The sequence below is a fragment of the Dactylosporangium sp. NPDC000244 genome, assembly GCF_040300725.1.
In the GTDB taxonomy this organism is placed as follows: Bacteria; Actinomycetota; Actinomycetes; order Mycobacteriales; family Micromonosporaceae; genus Dactylosporangium.
In genome coordinates this window covers 346,010-366,741 of record NZ_JBEPEH010000004.1, presented here as the reverse complement: position 1 = coordinate 366,741, position 20,732 = coordinate 346,010, and the positions used below count along the sequence as shown (strand labels likewise).

Sequence of the window (20,732 nt, the reverse complement as noted above, 5' to 3'; positions counted from 1 at the left end):
CGATGCGTTTCTGGACCGCGCGCCGGCGCGACCATCTGGCCGGCTATCTGTTCATCGCGCCGCAGCTGGCGGGCACGATCGTGTTCGTGCTCGTCCCGCTGGTGCTGGTCGCGTGGTACAGCTTGCACGAGTGGAACGTCCTCGCCGACGAGTTCAACTTCGTCGGCGGGGACAACTACCGGCAGCTCGCCGACGACCCCAACCTGCCGAAGGTGCTCGCCGCCACCGGGCTGTTCTCCGCCGGGCTGCTCGTGCTCAACCTCAGCCTGGCGCTGCTGCTGGCGGTGCTGCTCAACCAGCGCCTGCGCGGCACGGTGGTGTTCCGCACGCTGTTCTTCTCGCCGGTCGTGGTCTCCATGGTGGCGTGGACGATCGTGTGGGGCTTCCTGCTGCAGGACAACGGCGGCGTCAACGGCATCCTCAACACCGTCGGCGTGCACGGGCCCAACTGGCTGCGCGGCGACGTCACCGCGATGATCTCGGTCGTCGTCGTGCAGGTGGTCAAGAACGTCGGGCTGAACATGGTGCTGTTCCTGGCCGCGCTGCAGGGCGTGCCGGGCGAGCTCTACGAGGCGGCCCGCCTCGACGGGGCGAGCGCCTGGCGGGCCTTCCGCAGCATCACCGTGCCGATGATCAGCCCCACGATCATGCTCACGTCGATCATCACGGTGGTCGGCTCGCTGCAGGTGTTCGCCCAGATCGCGGTGCTCACCCAGGGCGGGCCGGGCACCTCGACCACCGTGCTCGTCTACTACCTCTACCAGCAGGCCTTCCAGTTCCATCACTTCGGCTACGGCGCCACGCTCTCGCTGGTGCTGTTCGCCATCGTCCTGATCCTGACCACCGTGCAGTGGCAGCTGCGCAAGCGATGGGTGTTCCATGAGTCATAAGAAGACCTGGCGCATGAAGACGGCGCTCTACGGCCTGCTGTGCGTGCTGGCGATCCCGTTCGTCTTCCCGACCTGGTGGATGGCGACGTCGTCGGTGAAGCCGGTGAACGAGGTCTTCAAGTTCCCGCCCACGCTCATCCCGACCAGCGTCGACTTCTCCGCCTACAAGCAGGTGTTCGAGGCGCAGCCGTTCGCGCAGCAGTACCTCAACAGCATGTACATCGCGATCGTGTGCACGGTCGGCACGCTCGCGGTGTCCTCGCTGGCCGGCTACGCGTTCGCCCGCATCCGCTTCCGCGGCCAGAACGCGCTGTTCCTGCTGGTGCTCACCGGCCTGCTGGTGCCCAGCGAGGTGACGATCGTGCCGCTGTTCCAGATGTTCCAGCGCTGGAACATGATCGACACGCACTGGCCGCTCATCCTGGTGCCGATCTTCGGTGCCCCGAGCGTGCTGGCGACGTTCATCATGCGGCAGTTCTTCATCGCGCTGCCGCCGGAGCTCGAGGAGGCCGGCCGCATGGACGGGCTGAGCCGCTTCGGGCTGTTCCGCCGGATCGCCCTGCCGCTGTCCCGCCCGGCCCTCGGTGCGGTCGCGATCTTCACGTTCCTGCACAGTTGGAACCTGTATCTTGAACCGATCGTGTTCCTCTCCACCCCCTCGAAGTTCACGCTGCCGCAGGCGCTCACCCAGTTCGTCGACGCCTACGGCGGCCCGGCGTGGAACGTGCAGCTGTCGGCGGCGACGCTGACCGCGATCCCGGTCCTCGTCGTGTTCGTCATCGCCCAGCGCCAGTTCATCGAGGGGCTCGCCCACACGGGACTGAAAGGCTGACGACGCCGTGCCGCTGTCCGACCTCACGCACGAGGACTGCCTCGCCTATCGCAGCCGGGCCGTCGAGCCGGCCGGTTTCGACGCGTTCTGGTCGGACGTGCGCACACCCCCGGGACCGGCCTCGTTCGAGCTCGTCGAGACGAGCCTGAAGACGCTGCGGGTGTACGACGTGAGCTTCCCCGGCTACGACGACCACCCGGTGCGCGGGTGGTTCGTCGTGCCGGCCGGGGCCGAGGGGCCGCTGCCGTGCGTGGTGGAGTTCCCGGGGTACAACGGCGGCCGTGGCCTGCCGGAGGACTGCCTGCTCTACGCCTCGGCCGGCTACGCCCACCTGTTCATCGACGTGCGCGGCCAGGGCAGCGGCTGGCGGCGCGGCGACACCGGGGACCCCGAGCCGGAGGGCGCCGGGGCGCAGTTCCCGGGCTTCATGACCCGGGGCATCCTCGACCCGTCCCGGCACTTCTACCGGCGGGTCATCACCGACGCGGTGCGGGCCGTGCACGCGGCCCGCAGCCACCCCCTCGTCGACCCGGCGCGGGTCGCGGTCACCGGGGTCAGCCAGGGCGGCGGGCTGACCCTCGCCGTGGCCGGCCTCGTGCCGGACCTCGCCGCGGCCGCCGCCGACGTGCCGTTCCTGTGCGACATGCGCCGCGGCGCCGAGCGGGCCGCGACCGGCCCCTACCTCGAGGTGGCCGCCTACCTGAAGGTCCACCGCGACCGGGTCGACACGGTGTTCGGCACGCTCGGGCACTTCGACGGCGTGCACTTCGCCAGGCGCGCGACCGCCCCGATCCTGTTCAGCGTCGCGATGATGGACACCACGTGCCCGCCCTCGACCGTCTACGGCGCCTACCACAACTACGCGGGGCCGAAGCGCATCGAGGTCTACCACTTCAACGGCCACGAGGGCGGCGAGACCGTCCAGCACGCCGAGCGGCTGCGGTTCCTGGCCTCGATCCTGCGTCCGTAGATCGGGGTGCGCGCCGGAGCGCCTGACGGCGGCGGGCCGGGCGCCGGCTGCGCCCGGCCCGCACCATCACGTCAGCTCTGGACGTTGACGATCTCGCGGCCGGTGTTGAGGTTCACGTAGCCGATCGAGCCGCTGACGCTCGCGCGGCCGATCGCGTAGGCCACACCGGAGGTGAACGGGGCGCCGTTGCTGGTGACCGGCACCTTGACCTTCTGCGTGCCGCCCGTGCAGGGCTGGTCGTTCACGTAGCCGCTGCCGTTCGTGGTCGTGGTCGGCGTGACCGTCTGGGTCACGTTGACGGACAGCTGGAACCAGTTGCCGATCGGGCAGGTGACGTTCACCGTGACGATGGTGGCCGCCCCGTTCGCCTTGAGGTTGGCCTGCTTCACGATCTTGATCGCCGCGGTGCCGCTCGACTCGGACTGCAGGTTGACCGCCGCGCCGGCCGGCACGGCGAACGCGAGCACCGCGCCGAGCGCCAGCGCGCCCGCGCCGAGGTGGGACTTCTTGAGCTTCACTGTGTGACCTCCCCGTTCGATGGTGGTGCGGACTCTTCTCCGTGGTGCGGGCCCGCCATGCCGGCGAGCACGCCGAGGACCAGCGGGACGACCGCCAGCTCCCACAGGAAGTCGAAGGCGCTGTGCACGGCGAGCGCGGCGATGGCCGCCACCGCACCGGCCCACAGCGGAGTGCGGGCGAACCCGCGGCGCAGGCCCGGCGCGAGCGCGGCCAGCAGGGCCAGCAGCAGCACGAGGCCGACGATGCCCAGGTCGACGAGCCATTGCAGGTACTCGTTGTGCACCCACCGGCTGACCACGAGCCGGCCCTGGAAGTCGAACCAGAAGTACCGCGCCTGCCCGGGCCCCCGGCCGAGCCACAGGTGCGCGCCGGCCTGCTCCAGCGCCGAGTGCCACGCGCCCGATCGCCCCTGCGAGGCGAGCGTGAGGCGGCGCCGGAGCACGGCGTCCAGTGTGGACGGTCGCAGCAGCAGTGCGCCGGTCGCTCCCGCCGCGGCCAGGCCGAGCGCGAGCAGCGGCCGCAGCAGCGCGATCCCGGCCCCGGCGGCGAGCCCGGCGAGCGCCAGGAGCGGCGCGGGCTCGGCGTCCACCGGGAACGACGGCACCAGCGCGGCCACGGCCACCGCGGCGCCGAGCGCGGGCGGGATCAGGCGGCGCACGAGCAGCCGGCGGTCCGGCGCGAACGCGAGCATGACGAGCAGGCCCGCGGCCAGGGCGATGCCGCCGGCCCGGCTGAGCGTGGCCCCGAGCCCGGCCAGGATCAGGAACAGGGCCAGCACGCGCACCCTGGACGCCGGCTCGGCGAGCACCCGGGCGAGGGCGAGCAGCGCGGCGGCCGCGAGGACCGCGGCCGCCGCGTTCGGATAGGTCAGGGTCGACGCCCCCCGATACAGCGTCGACTCGACCAGCACCGACCAGCGCTCGATCCGCAGCGCCACCCCGGCCCAGGCGGTCGCCGCGACGAGCGCGCCGAGGCCGGTGAGCCCGAGGGCGAGGTCGGCGGGGCGCGCCCGGCGGGCCGCGACCACGCCCGCCAGCAGCGTGAGCAGCGCCAGCGCGATGCCCCCGGCGTCGGCGAGCCCGCCCTGCGCCGCCGCCCGCAGCAGCGCCCACCCCGCGATCGCGGCCGCGGCGATCCCGGGCGCCCGCAGGTCGCGCAGGTCCCCGGCGCGCGGCCGGGCCACGACCAGCGTGACGACCAGTGCGACGAGCGCCAGGACGCTCACCAGGATGCGGCCCGGCAGGTAGAACCCGCCCTGCGCCACGACGCCGGCGGTGACCGCGACGAGCAGCGCGAGCGTCGGTGCCGACCGGTCGCCGATCGTCGCCGATCGGGCCGGAATCGCTTGCAGCGCAGGCGAATCCACCACAACCACCCTCCCCGTCAGAGTGTTGAGCCGGGACCGACTCTAACGACTCCTGACGATGTGTGCGGGTGGGATTTCCGACAGGAACCTTTTGGGCTCCCAATGCGTCGCGGTCGATATTCAGCAGCTCACGTCGACGTCCAGCACCGCCACCGAGCGGGCGCCGGTGAGCACGACGGTGCCGATCTCCGCGTCCCCGTCCTGCTCGTCCCAGTCGACGGGCAGGTAGCCGGTGCCGTGCACCGCGACCGGCCGGACGCGCTCGAGCAGGACGTCGAGGAGGTCGTGGGTGAGGTGCGCGGCGATGTGGTCCTCGGGCAGGGCCGGGTAGTCGCCGTCGCCGTCCCGGTCGGCGCCGAGGTCGTTGAGGCCGCCCCGGGCCACGTTCAGCAGCGCGGTGCGGATGTCGTCCGGGGAGTACGCGCGGAAGTCCGGCGCTTCCTCGTCCGGCTCCTCGCGGGTGGCGGTCCACCACGCGCCGGGGCCGGCGTGGGCGTCCGGCTCGCCGAGGAAGACGCGGAACGTCACCGGGTCGTTGTTGTTGATCCACAGCTGGTCGCTGAGCAGGGTCAGCAGGCACGGGATGCGGCTGCCCTCCGGCGGCGGCGCCACGGTGGGCGCGGCCGCGATCGTGATGCGCAGCGTGCGGTCCTTCCAGTCGTGCAGCAGGAGCACGAGGTCGTCGCCCGGCTCGCGGCGCAGCTGGACGTATCGGCTGGCGAGCTCGCCCGCGAGGAACTCGCGCAGGGCGCGCCCGCGGTCGTCGGCGGCCGGTATCCACTCGGCGAGCAGGGCCGCCACGTCCTCGACCGGGTCGCCGTCGAAGGTGCCGGCGTGGGCGAAGTCCGCGCGCCAGCCGGGGCCGGCGGCGGGGGACCACGCGGCGAGCAGCCACACGGCGGCGAGCACCACCGCCTGCGGGTCGGTCGGGCGCGGTCCGGCGGCGAGCGGGCCGGGCAGCGGCTGCGGCTGGTAGGCATCGGTGTAGCTGGTCAAACGGTCCACGGGGAGATCGAATCACACCGGCCGGGGGTCCATTGACAACAATCTTTACTGATCGATATCGTGAGAGCGCTCTCAGGCTCTGCCCCGCCCTCGTACCTCGAGCCGTGAGAGCGCTCTCTGACGCCCTTTCGCACTGGAGGACACCGCCATGCTCCTCAGACGAAGACTGCTCGGCATGCTCGGCGCGCTGGCCTTGGCCGTCACTGCCGGAGCCGTCGCCGCCGCCCCGGCCGCGCACGCCATCGGCCCGAGCCTGCTGCCCGTCACCGTCTCCAACACCACCGGCCGCGGCGACGCGGTCTACCTGTACGTGCTCGGCGTCCAGCTCAGCAGCGGCCGCCTCGGCTACGTCAACGCCGCCGGGACGTTCACCGCGTGGAGCGGCGGGCAGATCCCGCCCTCGCCGGCCCCGGACGTCTCCATCGCCGGCCCCGGCAACGGGGGCTCGAGCACGCTGAAGTTCCCGCGCGGCTTCTCCGGGCGGGTGTACTTCTCCCTCGGCGAGAAGCTGAAGTTCTTCATCACCCCGGACGGGCTCGTGCAGCCCGCTCCCTGGGCGGCGGGGGACCCGAACCAGAACATCCTGTTCGACTGGAGCGAGTTCACCTACAACGACGCCGGCCTGTGGATCAACAGCAGCCAGGTCGACATGTTCGCGGTGCCGCACGCCGTGACGGTCACCGGGGCCAGCGGCGCCACCCAGCGCGAGGGCGACCTCGTCAACGACGGCCGCAACGCGGTCATCAACCAGATCAAGGCGCAGGCGGGCTGGGCGAACACCGTCTACACGCGCTCGGACGGCACCGTGCTGCGCGTGCTGTCGCCGGGCAAGGCGGCCGGGGCCGGGCTGCTCAGCCCGACGCTCATGGACTCCTACATCACGACGGCGTGGAACGCGTACACGTCCAAGACGCTGACCGTGGTGCCGTTCGCCGACCAGCCGAACACGAAGTACTTCGGCCGCACCTCGGGCAGCACCATGACGTTCACGAACTCCTCGGGCGCCGTGGTGGCCTCGTTCAACCGGCCGAGCAGCGCCGACGTGTGGGGCTGCGCGGGCAACCTGCCGGCCCCGAACGACCAGGTCGTCGGCCCGATCTCGCGCACGCTGTGCGCCGCGCTGAACCGGGGCACGCTCGGCACCGTCGACACCCAGCCGGACCTGAACTCGGCCGGCTTCTACAAGAACAACCCGACGAACCAGTACGCGCGGATCATCCACGCGAACATGGCCGACGGGCGGGCGTACGCGTTCCCGTTCGACGACGTCGGGCACTTCGAGTCGCTGGTCACCGACTCCGACCCGCGCTCGGCCTCCATCATCCTCAGCCCGTTCGGGGCCGGTGGCGGCGGCACGGGCGGGACGATCTCGTCGACCACCTGGTACAGCACCGTGAACAAGACCAGCGGCAAGTGCGTCGACGCTCGCTCGTCGGGCACCGCGAACGGCACCGCGATCCAGCAGTACACCTGCAACAACACGTTCGCGCAGCAGTACCTGTTCCAGCCGACCAGCGGCGGCTACGTGCGCATCAACAACCGCAACAACTCGGCCCAGGTGCTCGACGTCGACGGCGTCTCCACCGCGGACGGGGCGCTCGTGCACCTGTGGGCGTACGGCGGCGGCAACAACCAGCAGTGGCTGCCGGTCTCCGAGGGCGGCGGTTACTGGCATTTTGTCAGCCGCAACAGCGGCAAGTGCCTGGACGTGCCCAGCTCGTCGACGGCGGACAGCGTGCAGCTGCAGCAGTGGACGTGCAACGGCTCGGGCGCCCAGTCGTTCCGGCTGACCGCCCAGTCCTAGCCGGCAGTCCTGGTCATCCGGTGATGCTGAGCCCCGGGCCGGGAACGGTCCCGGGGCTCAGCCCTGGCATCTCGGTCCTAGTCGGCCGATGGTGCTGAGCTCCGGGCCGGGAACGGTCCCGGGGCTCAGCCCTGGAATCGCTCGGGCTCGGCCACCCAGCCCGCCACGAGGACCAGGCCGGTGGCGCGGTGCACGGCGGCGAACCCGAACGGCCGGTCGAACGCGACCGTGACGACCCGGCGGCGGTGGGTTCGCTCCGGGAAGAACGCCCCGGCCAGCCGCATCGCGAACGCGGTCACCGCGGAGGCCTCGAAGCCGCTCGCGGTGAATTCGGCGACGGCGTCCTGCCGGGCCTGGGAGACCGACATCGGCACCGGGCTGATGCCGGGGAAGTGCCCGGTCCGATCGTCGGTGGCGGTGCGCAGCCCGAAGAGCTCCGGCTCCTTGAGCAGGTCGTGCGCGCCGCGGACCGTGAACCGGACCGTGCTCACCACCAGCTCGGGCGTGTCGTCGGTGGCCTCGACCTCGCGCACGGTGACCCCGGGCGCGGCCCGGTCCGGGCTGAAGGGCTCCGCCGTGCCGACGGGCTCCGCCGTGCCGGCGAGCGCCGTGATCGCGGCGGGCAGCACCGCGCCGGCGGCCCGGTCCGGCTCGCCCAGCGCCAGCACCACGTCGACGTCCTCGGCCCCGGCGACGGTCAGCAGGGTGACCGGGCCGGCCGCGGTGTCCGCGACCCGCAGCGCGCCCAGCCCCGCGGCCCCGCGCGTGCGGCGGTGCAGCCCGGCCAGGTCGCGCCCGGCCCAGGGGCCGGTCTCGGGCCGCTGCATGCCGTCGTCGAACGGCTCGGCCCAGGCCGTGCGCACCGACAGCGCGCTGGCGAGGACCATGAGCGTGTCCTGCTCGGCCCGGATCGGCATCGCCGGGATCGCGCCGCGGGTCTGCTCGCTCGCCCAGGCGTCGAGCGCGGGCTGGTCGACGGCCGGGTCGCCGGTGAGCGGGCCGCGCCGGTCCTGCGGCACGGCGGCCGTGAACGCCTCGGTCAGCGGGATCTCGGCGCGCGACCAGACCGCCGTGGCCATCCGGGCGGTGGGCGAGGCCGGGATCTCGAGGGGCTCGGGGGCGACGGCCAGCAGCTCGTCGCGGGCCGGGCCGCAGGCGTTGGGGCCGAGCAGCGCGAGCAGGACGTAGACGCCGGCGCCGGACAGCGCCGTGCCGCCGTCGTCCACTGTGGACGCCCAGCGGGCCGTGAGGGCGTTGGCGTTCGTGGTCGTCATGTCCGCAGCCTACCCACGGAAGCCTACCTGCGGATCAGGCCGACTCGCGGACCACGAGCTCGGTCGGGATGATCACCGCGGCCGGGCTCTCGCCGTCGATCTGGCTCAGCAGCAGGCGCACCATCTCGGCGCCGATGCGGGGGTACGACTGGCGGACCGTGGTCAGCGGCGGCTGCGTGTCCGTGGCGATCCGGCTGTCGTCGAACCCGCCCACCGCCACGTCCCCGGGGACCCGGCGGCCCGCCCGGTGCAGGGCGGTCAGCGCGCCCGCGGCCATCAGGTCGGAGGCGACGAACACGGCGTCGAGGTCGGGGGCGGCCTCCAGCAGCCGCCGCATCGCCGCCTCGCCGCCGGCGCGGGTGTAGTCGCCGTGCGCGACGAGGCCGGGGGAGTCCGCGCCGTCCAGCGCCAGCGCCTCGCGGTAGCCGGCCAGCCGCTCGACGCCGCCGGAGGTGTCCAGCGGGCCGGTGATGGTGCCGATGCGGCGGCGGCCCGACTCGATCAGGTAGGTGACCATCTGCCGGGCCCCGTCGCGGTCGTCGGCGGCCACGTAGGCGGCCTGGCGCTCGTAGCCCAGCGGCTTGCCGCAGGCGACCACGGGCAGGCCGCGGGCGAGCAGCTCGGGGATGAGCGGGTTGCCGCTGTGCGTGGAGACCAGCAGCGCGCCGTCGACGTGGCCGCCGGTGAGGTACCGCCCGAGCCGCTTGCGGTCCTCGAGGCTGCTCGCGAGCGTCAGCAGCAGCGTGATGTCGTGCTTGGCGAGGGCCTGGGTGCAGCTGTGCAGCAGCACGTTGAAGTTCGGGTCCTCGAAGAGCCGCTCCTGCGGCTCGGACAGGATGAACGCCACGGACTGGGAGCGCTGGGTGACCAGGCTCCGCGCGTGCTGGTTGACGACGTAGCCGGTCTTGCGCATGGCGCGCTCGACCGCCTCCTGGGCCGCGTCGCTGACGTCGTGGCCGCCGTTGAGCACCCGGGACACCGTGCCCCGGCTCACCCCGGCCGCCGCCGCCACGTCGTTGATCGTGGGGCGGCGGGCGGGGCGGCGCCGGGTCTCGCGAGGTTCTGGCACGGGAGCCATTCTGCCCCAGCGTCAGCCTTTGACGGCGCCCGAGAGCAGGTCGACGCGCCAGTACCGCTGCAGGGTCAGGAAGAGCGCGACGAGGGGTGCGATGGACAGCAGCGCGCCGGTCACCACCAGTGTGTACAGCACCGGCGTGGTGTTGCCCTGCTTCAGCAGCGTGTACAGCCCGACCGTCACCGGGAACTTGTCGTCGGAGGTCAGCATGATGTACGGCAGCAGGAAGTTGTTCCAGATGGCCACGAACTGGAACAGGAACACGGTCACCAGCCCCGGCACCATCGACGGCACGGCGACGCTCGCGAAGATGCGCACGTCGCCGGCCCCGTCGGTGCGCGCCGCCTCGACCAGCGAGTCCGGCACCGCCGCGGCCGCGTAGATCCGGGCGAGGTAGATGCCGTACGGGCTGAGGATGCTCGGCAGCAGCACCGACCAGTACGTGTCGGTCAGGTGCAGGCTCGCCAGCAGCAGGTACTGCGGGATCGCCAGCACCACCGCGGGCACCAGGACCCCGGCGAGCAGCACGTTGAACACGGCGGTGCGGCCCGGGAAGCGGTACTTCGCCAGCGTGTACCCGCTGATCGCCGAGACCGCCGTCGACAGCAGGGCCCCGGCGCCCGCGAAGAGCGCCGTGTTGAGCATCCACCGCCAGTAGATGCCGTCCTGGTACTGCGAGAGGTCCGCGATGTTCGCGAACAGCGCCGTGCCGGGGGCGAGGGTGAACGTGCGGAACAGCTCGCCGTTGGTCTTCGTGGACGCGCTCACCACCCAGACGATGGGCAGCAGGCAGTAGAGCGCCCCCGCGACCAGGACCAGCGACGGCAGCGGCGAGGCCCGCCTCACGACTCGGCCCCGAACGCGCGGCGCTGCACGAGGCGCAGGAAGCCGAACGACAGCACGAGGGTGGCCGCCGCGACGACGACGGACGCGGCCGCGGCGGTGTGGATGTCGTCCTTCGCGAACGCGTCCTGGTAGATCTTCATGAGCGGGGTCCAGTTCGACGGCAGGGCGTTGGTGAGCGGGCGCAGGGTCGTCGGCTCGCTGTACACCTGCAGCGTCGCGATGAGCGAGAACACGAAGGTCATGATCAGCGCCGGGACCAGCATCGGGATCTTGATCTTCCGGGCGATCTGCCACTCGCTCGCCCCGTCGATGCGGGCCGCCTCGTAGAGCTCGGTCGGCACCGCCCGCAGCGCGGTGAACAGCACGATCATGTTGAACCCGGTGCCGCCCCACAGCGCGATGTTGGCCACCGAGAAGTAGATGCTCACCGGCCCGAGCAGGTCGACGGGTCCGCTGCCGGCCTTCGCGAGCAGGTACTGGCCGGGGCCGACCGACGGCAGGTACATGAAGCCCCACATGAGGCTCGCGATGACCGCCGGCACCGCGTACGGCAGGAAGATCGCCACCCGCGAGAAGCGCCGGGCCCGGGCCCGGGGCAGGTCCAGCAGCAGCGCGAAGAGCAGGGCCAGGCCGAGCATCGTGGGCACGAGCAGGCAGCCGTAGACGAACACCCGCAGCGCGCTGTGCCAGAACTCGCCGTCGGCGAGGACGGCGCGGTAGTTGGCGATCCCGGCCCACGACTCGATACGGGACGCCGCGCCGAGGCCCAGGCCCGTCACCTGGACCCGGCGCAGCGAGAGGTATCCCGTGTAGCCGATCGGCACCACCATGAACACCACGAACAGGACGATGGCGGGCGACAGGAACGCGTACGGGACCCGGTGTCTCATCCGACCTTGAAGCCGTTCTTCTTGAGGTCGTCCACGGTCGCCTGCTGCATCGCCGTGAGCGCTCCCGGGAACGCGGTCTTGTCGGTGACCGCCTTACCGAAGGCATCCTTGTAGGTGGCGTACGTGACGTTGACGTTCGGCCCCCAGGTGACCCCGGCGGCGGTGCCGGCGATGGTCTGCGCGAGCGTGTAGAACTCGGGCTGGTTGCTGAAGAACGCCGGCGGCTTGGCCAGGGCGCCGCCCGACTGCGCGGCGGTGGCGGCGGGGTAGATGCCGCCCTCGGTGATGAGCCCGGTCACGGCCGCGGCGTCGGTGTTGAGCCAGATCGCGAACTCGGTCGCCTCCTTCTGGTGCTTGCTCTTGGCCGCGACCGCCGTCGAGGAGCCGCCCCAGCTGCCGGTCTTGTGCTCGCCCGCGCTCCACTGCGGCAGCTCGGCGATGGCCCACTTGCCCGCCGTGTCGGGTGCGTTGCCGGACAGCACGCCCGGGCCCCAGACGGCGCTGGGCCAGGCGATGAGGGTGCCGTCGTTGAGCGCCTTGTTCCACTCCGGGGTGTACATCGGCTGCTTGTCGATGTCGCCCGCGGCGACCAGGCCGCCCCAGAAGCCGGCGACCTTCTTCGTGGCCTCGTCGTCGACGTGGACGCTCCAGGTGTCGCCGGAGATGCCGAACCACTTCGCGCCCGCCTGCTGGGCCAGGCCCGCGAACCAGCCCGGGTCGCCGGCGGAGAACGTGGTGAGGTAGCGCTTCGGGTCCTTCTGGCGCACCTGCTTCGCCGTCTGCGCGAACTCGTCCCAGGTGGCCGGCACCTTGAGCCCGAGCTGCGCGAAGACGTCCTGGCGGTAGTAGAGCATCATCGGGCCGGAGTCCTGCGGGATGGCGTAGACGCCCTCGGTGCCCAGCGTGATGGTGCTCCACACGCCGGGGGCGAACTTCGCCTTGGCGTCGCCGGCGTACTTCGCGATGTCGCCGGCCGCCCCGTTGCTCACGAGCGTGGGCAGGGCCTGGTACTCGGCCTGGAAGAGGTCCGGCGGGTTGCCGGCCTTGTTGGCGGTCAGGACCTTGGTGACCTCCTCGTCGCCCTGGGCCTGTTTGCTGACGGTGACGTGGATGTCGGGGTGGGCCGCGTTCCAGGTGGCCACGACCTTGTCGATGCCGGGCACCCAGGACCAGAAGGTCAGCTCGACCTTCCCGCCGGAGGTGGATGTCTCGTCGCCGGAGCCGGAGCAGCCGGCCGTGCTGAGCAGCAGGAGGGAACATGCCGCCGCGAGGAATGCGCGCTTCATGGGATGTCTCCAGTGGGGGGTGTACGACTGGGAGCGTTCACAGTTTTGGCTCGCTTGTAACTCGTGTCAAGAGGGCTATAGTGCGGAGACACGTACTGGGAACGTTCACGGTAGGAGCACAACAGTGGGGGATCTGCGGCTCGACGGCCTCGCCTACGGCGGGGACTACGCCCCCGAGCAGTGGCCCGAGGAGGTGTGGGCCGAGGACGTCGCGCTCATGCGGCAGGCAGGCGTCAACCTGGTCAGCGTCGGCATCTTCAGCTGGGCGCTGCTGGAGCCGTCGCCGGGGGAGTACACCTTCGGCTGGCTCGACCGCGTGCTCGACCTGCTGCACGGGGCCGGCATCCGGGTCGACCTGGGCACGCCCACCGCCGCGCCGCCGCCGTGGTTCGCCCGGCGCCACCCGGGCGCCCGGCTCGTCGACCGGGCCGGGCACGTGCTCGGCCAGGGCGGGCGGCAGAGCTTCTGCCCGAGCGCGCCCGAATACGCCGCGGCCGCCGCCGGCATCGCCGAGCAGCTCGGCCGCCGCTACGGCGACCACCCGGCCCTGGTCCTGTGGCACGTGCACAACGAGTTCGCCGGGGTCAACGCGCACTGCTACTGCGACACGTGCGCCGGGGCGTTCCGCGGCTGGCTGCGCGACCGCCACGGCGACCTGGCCACGCTGAACGCGGCCTGGGGCACCGCCTTCTGGGGCCAGCGCTACGGCGAATGGGACGAGATCGAGCCGCCGCGGCTGGCCCCGACCGCCGTGAACCCGGCCCAGCAGCTGGACTTCCTGCGCTTCTGCTCCGACAACCACCTGGCCAACTACCGGCGCGAGCGCGACGTGCTGCGGGCGCACTCGCCGTCGGTACCGATCACGACCAACTTCATGATCGCGAACTGCAAGTGGGTCGACTACTGGAAGTGGGCCGGCGAGGTCGACGTCGTGGCCAACGACCACTACCTCGCCTCCGAGCGCCACGACCGCCACGTCGAGCTCGCGATGTGCGCCGACCTGACCCGCAGCCTCGCGGGCGGCGCCCCCTGGCTGCTCATGGAGCACTCCACCAGCGCGGTGAACTGGCAGCCGCGCAACATCGCCAAGCGCCCCGGGGAGCTGGCCCGCAACAGCCTCGCCCACGTGGCCCGCGGCGCCGACGGCGTCATGTTCTTCCAGTGGCGGGCCTCGCGCTTCGGCGCCGAGAAGTTCCACTCGGCGATGCTGCCCCAGGCCGGCACCGGGACCCGGATCTGGCGCGAGGTCACCGGCCTGGGCGAGCGGCTGGCCGGGCTCGGCGAGCTGCGCGGCAGCCGGGTCGCGGCCGACGTCGCGGTCGTCTGGGACTGGGAGGCGTGGTGGGCGCTGGAGCTGGAGTGGCGCCCGTCGGCCGACGTGACGTTCCGCGAGCGGGTCGAGGCCTACTATGCCCGGCTGTGGGAGGCCCATCTCACCGCCGACTTCGTGCACCCGGAGGCGGACCTCGGGCGCTACCCGCTCGTCGTGGTGCCGTCGCTGTACCTCACCACCGCCGCGGCCGCCAAGAACCTCGACGCCTACGTCTCGGGCGGCGGGACGCTCGTGGTGTCGTACTTCTCCGGCGTCGTGGACGCCAACGACACCGTGCCCGACGGGCCGTACCCGGGCTCGCTGCGCGACGTGCTCGGCGTGACGGTGGAGGAGTTCCTGCCGCTGCGCGCGGGCGAGCACGTGCGGCTCAGCGACGGCTCGGCCGCCGACGTGTGGGCCGAGGACGTGCGGCTGGCGGGAGCGGTCCCGGTGCTGGCGTACGTGGACGGGCCGGCGCCCGGCGGGCCGGCGGTCACCCGGTACGAGCGGGGCGGCGGGGTGGCCTGGTACGTCTCGACCCGCCTGGCCGACGCCGACCTGGGGCGGCTGCTGGAGCGGGTGTACGCCGACGCGGGGCTGGGGGCGCGGCCCGCCGTACCGTCCACCGTGGAGCTGGTGTCCCGGCCGCCCTATCTCTTCGCCATCAACCACGGCACCGAGCCGGCCGAGGTGCGCGGGGTGGCCGTGCCGGCCGGGGAAGTGGTGGTGAGACGTGATCATTGAGATGCGCCGGGCCGAGATCCTGGCCGCCGCGCGGCAGTGCGGCGGGGTCGGGCTGCGCGAGCTGAGCCGGCGCTTCCATGTCTCGATCCCGACCATCCGCCGGGATCTGTCCGCCCTCGCCGAGCGCGGGCTGGTGCGGCGGGTGCACGGCGGGGCGGTGCCGCTCGTGGCCGACGCCGCGCCCGAGGATGTGCGGGCCGCGGCCGCCCTGGTCGAGCCGGGCATGGCGATCGGGATCTCCGGCCGCTCGCGCGGGCCACGGCTGGCCGCGCTCGTGGACGGGGTGACCCTGGTGACGCCGATGCTCGCCGTGGCCCGGGCCGTGCGGGGCGAGTCGGTGACGCTGCTGCTGGTCGGCGGGGTGCGCACCCCGTCGGGCAGCCACGCCGGGCCGCTCGCCGAGCAGACGCTGCGGAGCCTGCACCTGGACATCGCGTTCGTCGAGCCGTGCGCGAGCGGGGATCTGCTCGCCGCCGCGACCGACCAGGCCATGCTGCGCCGGGCACGTCGGCGGATCACCCTGTAGTGCCCGTTTCTTCACCATATGATGGGCTTCATGTCGCCCGACGTCCGCGCCGCCTATGAGGAGATGCTCGCCGCGCAGGTCATGCCGCGGCTGCGGGACCTGGGATTCGGCGCGGACTTACGGCGGGACACCCCCGGCGAGGGGACCGTGGCGATCGGGTTCGCGGGCGAGCGGGCCACGTTCCCCGGGCAGGTCGCCTTCGCGATCGAGGTGCGGGCCGCGACCGGGCGATGGGTGTCGTACGCGCGCGAGACCGGCGCCGACGAGCCGGCCCAGATCTGGGGGCGGGTCGCGCCGCCGGCCGGGTTCGGCTTCCACCTCGGCAGCGACGACTGGAACCTGCGCACGGCCGCGGACGCGCCCGGCTACGGCGCGCAGATCGCCCGGCTGCTCGGCGACGTCGTCGTGCCCGGGATCGAGCGGCACCTCGAGCTGAACGCGGCCCTGGAGCGGGCGTTCGCCGACGGGGAGGCCGTCGCGGCGTTCGGGCCACCGCCGGCGCTGCCCGGCATCATCAACCGGATGTCGTACGCCGAGCCGGACGACCCGTACGTGGCGTGGCTGCGGGCCGGTGCGGTGCACACCGGCCCGCCCTCGGGGGTCACGCCGTCCAGGCGACGTTCGGGTTGATGTGCCCGGTCCAGTCGAACAACGCCATGTTGTCCCACTGGTCGCCGGTGCCGTTGATGTTCGCCGGGTCCCAGCCGTTGCCCTTGACGGCGTACCAGGTCGGCTCCCAGTAGAAGACCCCGACCGCGCCGGCCGAGCGGGCCGTGTTCTGCACCGCGGTGAACTCCGCGCCCTGGCCCTGCCACGTGGCCGGGTAGCCGGAGCACGGGGCCGAGCCGCCGACGGAGTTGGCCTCGGAGTCGGCGTTCGCGGCGGTGAACGGGTAGGCGGTCTCGGCGAGGATGACCGGCTTGCCGTAGCGGGTGCGCACGTCGCCGATCACCGCGGACAGGTTGGCCAGGGTGCCGTGCCACATGCAGTAGTACGACAGGCCCGTGATGTCCCAGGTCACGCCCTTGGCCTTGATGCCGTCGTAGAACCAGCGGGCGTTCGCGTCGCTGTCGGCGTCCGCGGTGTGGATGATGACCTGGGTGCCGCTGTTGCAGGCCTTGGTCGCGTTGTACCCGGACTTGAGCAGCAGGCTCAGGTTCGTGAAGTCGTTGTTGACGACCTTGCCGTCGTTCCACAGCATGCCGACGTTGATCTCGTTGCCGATCTGCACGCTGTCGGGCGTCGTGCCCTGGGCCTTCAGCGCGTTGCAGACCGACAGGGTGTAGTTGTAGACGTCGGTCTGCAGGGCCGAGATGGTGTGCGAGGCCCAGGCGGCGGGCTTGTACTGCTTGCCGGGGTCCGCCCAGGTGTCCGAGTAGTGGAAGTCGATCATGACCTGGAGGCCCTTGGCCTTCGCGGCCTTGGCCTGGATCAGGACCTTGGCGAGGTTGTTGTAGCCGCTGGCCGGGTTGTTCCAGATGCGCAGGCGCACGTAGTTGACGCCGACGCCCTTGAGGATGTCGAGCGGGTCGGCGGCGGTGCCGGCCGCGTTGTAGTACTTGGCGCCGAGGTCGAGGCTGCGCTGCAGGGACGACACGTCGGCGCCGCGCATGCTGATGGTGGCCGCCGCGGCGGGGGCGGCGTTGCTGACGGCGATGGCGGCGCCGAGTGCCACGACGGCGACGATGGCGGTTCTTCGCACGGGCTCTCCTTCGCTGGCTGGGCTACTGCTGTGGGCGCTCCCAGTGTTCTGTTGCTGTGAGCGCTCCCAGTGTTCGAACCCCGCCGCCGCCGTGTCAACCCAGTGACAGATGTTGATTGATTCTGGGACCGTTCACGGCCGTTCGAGGCCGAGCTGCGCCAGCCAGGAGTCGACGGGGTGGCCGAGATCGTCGGCGCGGTCCAGCCACTCGGCGGCGCGACCCTCGTCCGGGTCGACGTCGCCGCCCATGAGGTACATGACGCCGAGCGTCGCCGCGGCCCGCGCGTTGCCGGCCAGCGCCGCGCGCTCGTAGTAGCCGACGGCGAGCCGCGTGTCCTTCGGGGCGCCGTTGCCGGTCGCGTGGGCGGCGCCGAGGTTGTACAGCGCGCGCGGCTGCCCCAGCTCCGCGGCCCGGTGCAGCCACCGGCCCGCCTCGGCGTCGTCGCGCTCCACACCGGTGCCGGTGGAGAACAGGACGTAGAGCTCGAAGGCGGCGTCGGCGTCGTCGCGCTGTGCGGCCCACAGGTGGTGCTCGACCGCCGCGCCCGGGCGGCCCAGCCACTGCTCCAGCAGGCCGTACTGGTAGGCGGCGGCCGGGTCCAGCCGCGCGTGCGGGCGCAGCAGGACCCGGGCCGACTCGCGGGCCGGGGCCGAGGCCTCCCGGCTGCACTGCGCGAACAGCAGCGCGCCGTCGCGGTCGCCGAGCGCGGCGGCCTCGGCGAAGCAGCGCAGCGCCCGCCCGCGCGGATGCTCGGCCGGATCGGCGAACGGCAGCTCCGGCGACCAGGGCGCGGCCGGCAGCCGGTCCCCGTCGGTGCCCAGGTAGCACAGGCCCAGCTCCCGCCATGCCCGCGCGCTGCCGGACCGGCCCGCGGCCCCGAGCCCCGCGACGACCGCGTCGGCCGCGGACAGGGGCAGGATGCCGATCATCATGTCGGCGCGGTTGATGCGGTGCGCCAGCTCCACGTACTCGTCCTCGGTCACTCCCCGATTTTGTCGTACCCCGTCGGTACGCTGCGGACATGGCCGAGGCGTTCGACACCGTTTCCGAGTACCGCTCCGCGATCGAGCAGATCAGGGAGGCCGCCGCCGCGTATTACAGCGGCCCCGACCTCGCGATGGACGACGCGGACTACGACGAGCTCATGCGGCGCGTCGCGGCGACGGAGCAGGCGCACCCGCAGTGGAAGCCCGAGGACTCCCCGACGGAGGTCGTGGCGGCCGGCGAGGGCGTGGCCGGCGACGTGGTGCACAGCGAGCCGATGCTCAGCCTCGACAACGTCTTCGACGCCGAGACGCTCACCAGGTGGGCGGCCCGGCTCGACAAGCTGCTCGGGCGCCCGGCCGCCGGCTACACCGTCGAGCCGAAGATCGACGGGCTGGCCATCGCCGCCCGCTACGAGGCCGGGCGGCTCGTGCAGGTCGCGACCCGCGGCGACGGGCGGGCCGGCGAGGACGTCACCGGCCAGGCCAGGCGGGCCGCCGGGCTGCCGGAGACGCTCACCGAGCCGGTGACGATCGAGGTGCGCGGCGAGGTGTTCATGACCGACGCCGACTTCGAGGTCGCCAACGCCATGCGCACCGCCACCGGAGAACCGCCGTTCGCCCACCCGCGCAGCGCCGCGGCCGGCACCCTGCGCGCCCAGGACCGCACCTACGACGCGCCGATGTCGTTCCTGGCCTACGGGGTGCGCGGGCTCGGCGACGGGCCGCACTCGGCCGCGATGGCGCGGCTCGGCCGGCTCGGCGTCGCCTCCACCGCCGGGATGCCGGTGTGCGCGAGCATCGGCGAGATCCTGGTCGCGGTGAAGGAGCTCAACGAGAACCGGGCCACCCTCGGCTACGGCATCGACGGCGCCGTCATCAAGGCCGACGACCCCGCCGACCGGGACCTCGCCGGGTCGGGCAGCCGGGCGCCGCGGTGGGGGATCGCGTACAAGTTCCCGGCCGACACCCGCACCACCCGGCTGAAGGCGATCGAGGTGCAGATCGGCCGCACCGGCGTCATCACGCCCGTCGCCGTGCTCGAGCCGGTGCAGATCAGCGGCGTCATCGTCACCTCGGCCACCCTGCACAACTTCGACGACCTGGTGCGGCGCAACGTCCGCCCCGGCGACACCGTCTTCGTCCGCCGCGCCGGCGACGTCATCCCGGAGATCACCGGAGCCAAGCTCGACGAGCGCCCCGCCGGCGCCGAGCCCTTCGAGCCGCCGGTCATGTGCCCCCGCTGCGGCGGCGAGATCGACCGCAGCCAGAAGCGCTGGCGCTGCACCACCGGCCGCGCGTGCGGCGCCCGCGAGGCCCTGTCCTACTACGCCAGCCGCGACTGCCTCGACATCGAGGGCCTCGGCGGCAAGATCATCGACATGCTCATCGCCGCCGGCCGCGTCACCGACCCCGCGGACCTCTACGACCTCGACGTCCCCACGCTGCTGACCTTCGAGCGCATGGGCGAGACCTCGGCGGGCAAGCTCGTCGCCGCCATCCAGGCCTCCAAGGCCCAGCCCCTCGGCCGTGTGCTGACCGGCCTCGGCGTGCGCATGACGGGCCGCTCCATGTCCCGCCGCCTGGCCGCGCACTTCGGCACCATGGACACCCTGCTGGCCGCGACCCCGCTGGAGCTGCAGGAGGTCGAGGCGGTCGGCCCGGAGCGCGCGGTGACCATCGCCGCGGAACTGGCCGAGCTGCGCCCGGTCATCGACCGCCTCGCCGAGCGCGGCGTGAACATGACCGAGCCCGACTTCCGCCCGCGCCCCGCCGCCGCCTCCTCCTCCCCAGACGGCGCCGCCTCGTCTCCGGACGCCGCTGCGGTCCGGCTGCCGCTGCAGAAGGAGGACGGCACCCCGATGACGGTCGTCGTGACCGGCTCGGTCCCGGGTCTGACGCGCAACGAGGGCAACGAGGCGGTGGAACGGCTGGGCGGCCGGTCGTCGGGCTCCGTGTCGAAGAAGACGGACCTCGTGGTGGTGGGGGAGGGGGCGGGCTCGAAGGCGGCGAAGGCCGAGGAGCTGGGCGTCGAGATCATGCCGGCCGAGACCTTCGCTGAACTCCTGCGCACCGCGGGCGTCTAACCCACCGCGGCGCCGCGGTCCGCGTCACGCTGCTGGCGCCGTGCGGGGTGGCGCGGCTCGCTTCGCCGTTCGCCGTTCGCCGTTCGCGGCTCGCGGCTTGTGGTTCGCGGCTCGCGGCTCGCGGCTCGCGGCTTGCGGCTTTGTGGTTCGCGGCTCGCGGCTTGTGGCTTGTGGCTCCGCGCCGTGCGTCGTTCGCCGCTGCGGCTTGCTCGCCGTCGCGGCGTCGCTGTGTTGCGGTCGTGGTTCGTCGGTCGCGGCGTCGCTGTGTTGCGGTCGTGGTTCGTCGGCCGCGGCGGTGTTGGGTCGCGGTTGGGCGCGGTCGAGGTTCGTTCGTCTGCCGGGGCGTTGCCGGTCGCCGCCGGTCGTAGTCGAGCTCGCCAGTCGCGTCGCACGGCTCGCTCTGTGCAGGCCGCTGTCTCGGCTTCGTGTGGGCTGCCGTTTCGGTTCCGTGTGGGCTGCTGTCTCGGTTCCGTGCGGCCCGCCGTGCCGCACGGCCCGCAGCCGGTGACGACCGCCGGCGCGTGTTGACCAGGCCCGGCCGTGCCCGTATGACCGCAGGGCGTGGCCGGTCGGGTCGGCGCTCGCCTGCCCTTGTTTTTCTCGCCGGCCGTGCACTGCGC

18 protein-coding genes are annotated in these 20,732 nt (G+C 72.6%); 8 read left to right on the top strand and 10 right to left on the bottom strand.

The features are described from left to right. Window positions 1–2 precede the first annotated feature (2 nt). The 3 genes from ABT369_RS08295 to ABT369_RS08285 are packed head-to-tail and all read left to right on the top strand — an operon-like array spanning window position 3 to window position 2,692. Complete coding sequence (locus ABT369_RS08295; protein ID WP_350611024.1) at window positions 3–890, top strand: carbohydrate ABC transporter permease; 888 nt, start codon at window positions 3–5, stop codon at window positions 888–890. Beyond that, a complete protein-coding gene (locus ABT369_RS08290; RefSeq protein ID WP_350611023.1) occupies window positions 880–1,722 on the top strand; it encodes a carbohydrate ABC transporter permease in 843 nt (280 codons plus the stop codon). Before ABT369_RS08295 ends, ABT369_RS08290 begins: the two co-directional genes overlap by 11 nt. A 7-nt stretch (window positions 1,723–1,729) precedes the next feature. Further along, a complete protein-coding gene (locus ABT369_RS08285) occupies window positions 1,730–2,692 on the top strand; it encodes an acetylxylan esterase (protein ID WP_350611022.1) in 963 nt (320 codons plus the stop codon). Window positions 2,693–2,763: 71 nt separating this feature from the next. Here ABT369_RS08285 and ABT369_RS08280 read toward each other — a convergent pair whose 3' ends face one another. The 3 genes from ABT369_RS08280 to ABT369_RS08270 all read right to left on the bottom strand — a co-directional run bounded on the left by ABT369_RS08280 (window position 2,764) and on the right by ABT369_RS08270 (window position 5,582). Then, window positions 2,764–3,210, bottom strand: coding sequence for a hypothetical protein (locus ABT369_RS08280; protein ID WP_350611021.1), 447 nt, complete (start codon window positions 3,208–3,210; stop codon window positions 2,764–2,766). Next, window positions 3,207–4,577 carry an O-antigen ligase family protein gene (locus ABT369_RS08275; protein ID WP_350611020.1) on the bottom strand — a complete coding sequence of 457 codons (1,371 nt, stop codon included), beginning with the start codon at window positions 4,575–4,577 and terminating at the stop codon, window positions 3,207–3,209. Before ABT369_RS08275 ends, ABT369_RS08280 begins: the two co-directional genes overlap by 4 nt. Window positions 4,578–4,697: 120 nt before the next feature. Further along, window positions 4,698–5,582, bottom strand: coding sequence for a hypothetical protein (locus ABT369_RS08270; protein WP_350611019.1), 885 nt, complete (start codon window positions 5,580–5,582; stop codon window positions 4,698–4,700). Window positions 5,583–5,730: 148 nt separating this feature from the next. Between ABT369_RS08270 and ABT369_RS08265 the strand changes: the two genes are divergently transcribed. Next, window positions 5,731–7,386, top strand: coding sequence for a beta-1,3-glucanase family protein (locus tag ABT369_RS08265; RefSeq protein WP_350611018.1), 1,656 nt, complete (start codon window positions 5,731–5,733; stop codon window positions 7,384–7,386). Between the two features lie 125 nt (window positions 7,387–7,511). On the opposite strand, the gene ABT369_RS08260 is transcribed toward ABT369_RS08265, so the two are convergent. Genes ABT369_RS08260 through ABT369_RS08240 form a run of 5 tightly spaced genes read right to left on the bottom strand, consistent with a single transcriptional unit; the run spans window position 7,512 to window position 12,757 of the window. Beyond that, window positions 7,512–8,660 carry a serpin family protein gene (locus ABT369_RS08260; protein ID WP_350611017.1) on the bottom strand — a complete coding sequence of 383 codons (1,149 nt, stop codon included), beginning with the start codon at window positions 8,658–8,660 and terminating at the stop codon, window positions 7,512–7,514. A 34-nt stretch (window positions 8,661–8,694) separates the two neighbouring features. Next, entirely contained in the window at window positions 8,695–9,738 is a 1,044-nt protein-coding gene (locus ABT369_RS08255) for a LacI family DNA-binding transcriptional regulator (RefSeq protein ID WP_350611016.1), read from the bottom strand. A 12-nt stretch (window positions 9,739–9,750) separates the two neighbouring features. Next, complete coding sequence (locus tag ABT369_RS08250; RefSeq protein WP_350611015.1) at window positions 9,751–10,581, bottom strand: carbohydrate ABC transporter permease; 831 nt, start codon at window positions 10,579–10,581, stop codon at window positions 9,751–9,753. Then, window positions 10,578–11,471: a carbohydrate ABC transporter permease gene (locus tag ABT369_RS08245; RefSeq protein ID WP_350611014.1), complete on the bottom strand. Its 894-nt coding sequence runs from the start codon at window positions 11,469–11,471 to the stop codon at window positions 10,578–10,580. Before ABT369_RS08245 ends, ABT369_RS08250 begins: the two co-directional genes overlap by 4 nt. Beyond that, window positions 11,468–12,757 (bottom strand): ABC transporter substrate-binding protein, encoded by a 1,290-nt coding sequence (locus ABT369_RS08240; RefSeq protein WP_350611013.1) that lies wholly within the window; start codon window positions 12,755–12,757, stop codon window positions 11,468–11,470. The genes ABT369_RS08245 and ABT369_RS08240 overlap by 4 nt, the downstream gene beginning before the upstream one ends. 124 nt (window positions 12,758–12,881) lie before the next feature. On the opposite strand from ABT369_RS08240, the gene ABT369_RS08235 reads away from it, so the two are divergent. From ABT369_RS08235 to ABT369_RS08225, 3 genes are read left to right on the top strand one after another with little or no spacing between them, the layout of a single operon-like run. Continuing rightward, window positions 12,882–14,813: a beta-galactosidase gene (locus tag ABT369_RS08235; RefSeq protein WP_350611012.1), complete on the top strand. Its 1,932-nt coding sequence runs from the start codon at window positions 12,882–12,884 to the stop codon at window positions 14,811–14,813. Continuing rightward, window positions 14,803–15,339 (top strand): DeoR/GlpR family DNA-binding transcription regulator, encoded by a 537-nt coding sequence (locus tag ABT369_RS08230; RefSeq protein ID WP_350611011.1) that lies wholly within the window; start codon window positions 14,803–14,805, stop codon window positions 15,337–15,339. The genes ABT369_RS08235 and ABT369_RS08230 overlap by 11 nt, the downstream gene beginning before the upstream one ends. A gap of 30 nt (window positions 15,340–15,369) precedes the next feature. Next, on the top strand, window positions 15,370–15,969 hold the full coding sequence (locus ABT369_RS08225; RefSeq protein ID WP_350611010.1) for a hypothetical protein: 600 nt from the start codon (window positions 15,370–15,372) through the stop codon (window positions 15,967–15,969). On the opposite strand, the gene ABT369_RS08220 is transcribed toward ABT369_RS08225, so the two are convergent. Both ABT369_RS08220 and ABT369_RS08215 read right to left on the bottom strand, forming a co-directional pair. Next, the gene (locus ABT369_RS08220; RefSeq protein WP_350611009.1) at window positions 15,941–17,041 is read right to left on the bottom strand and encodes a glycoside hydrolase family 53 protein; all 1,101 of its coding nucleotides are present in this window, start codon (window positions 17,039–17,041) and stop codon (window positions 15,941–15,943) included. The genes ABT369_RS08225 and ABT369_RS08220 overlap by 29 nt on opposite strands. Before the next feature lie 132 nt (window positions 17,042–17,173). Continuing rightward, window positions 17,174–18,025: a tetratricopeptide repeat protein gene (locus ABT369_RS08215; protein WP_350611008.1), complete on the bottom strand. Its 852-nt coding sequence runs from the start codon at window positions 18,023–18,025 to the stop codon at window positions 17,174–17,176. 38 nt (window positions 18,026–18,063) lie between these two features. Here ABT369_RS08215 and ligA point away from each other — a divergent pair, with 38 nt between their 5' ends. Further along, window positions 18,064–20,112 (top strand): NAD-dependent DNA ligase LigA, encoded by a 2,049-nt coding sequence (gene ligA / locus ABT369_RS08210; RefSeq protein WP_350611007.1) that lies wholly within the window; start codon window positions 18,064–18,066, stop codon window positions 20,110–20,112. Window positions 20,113–20,732 lie beyond the last annotated feature (620 nt).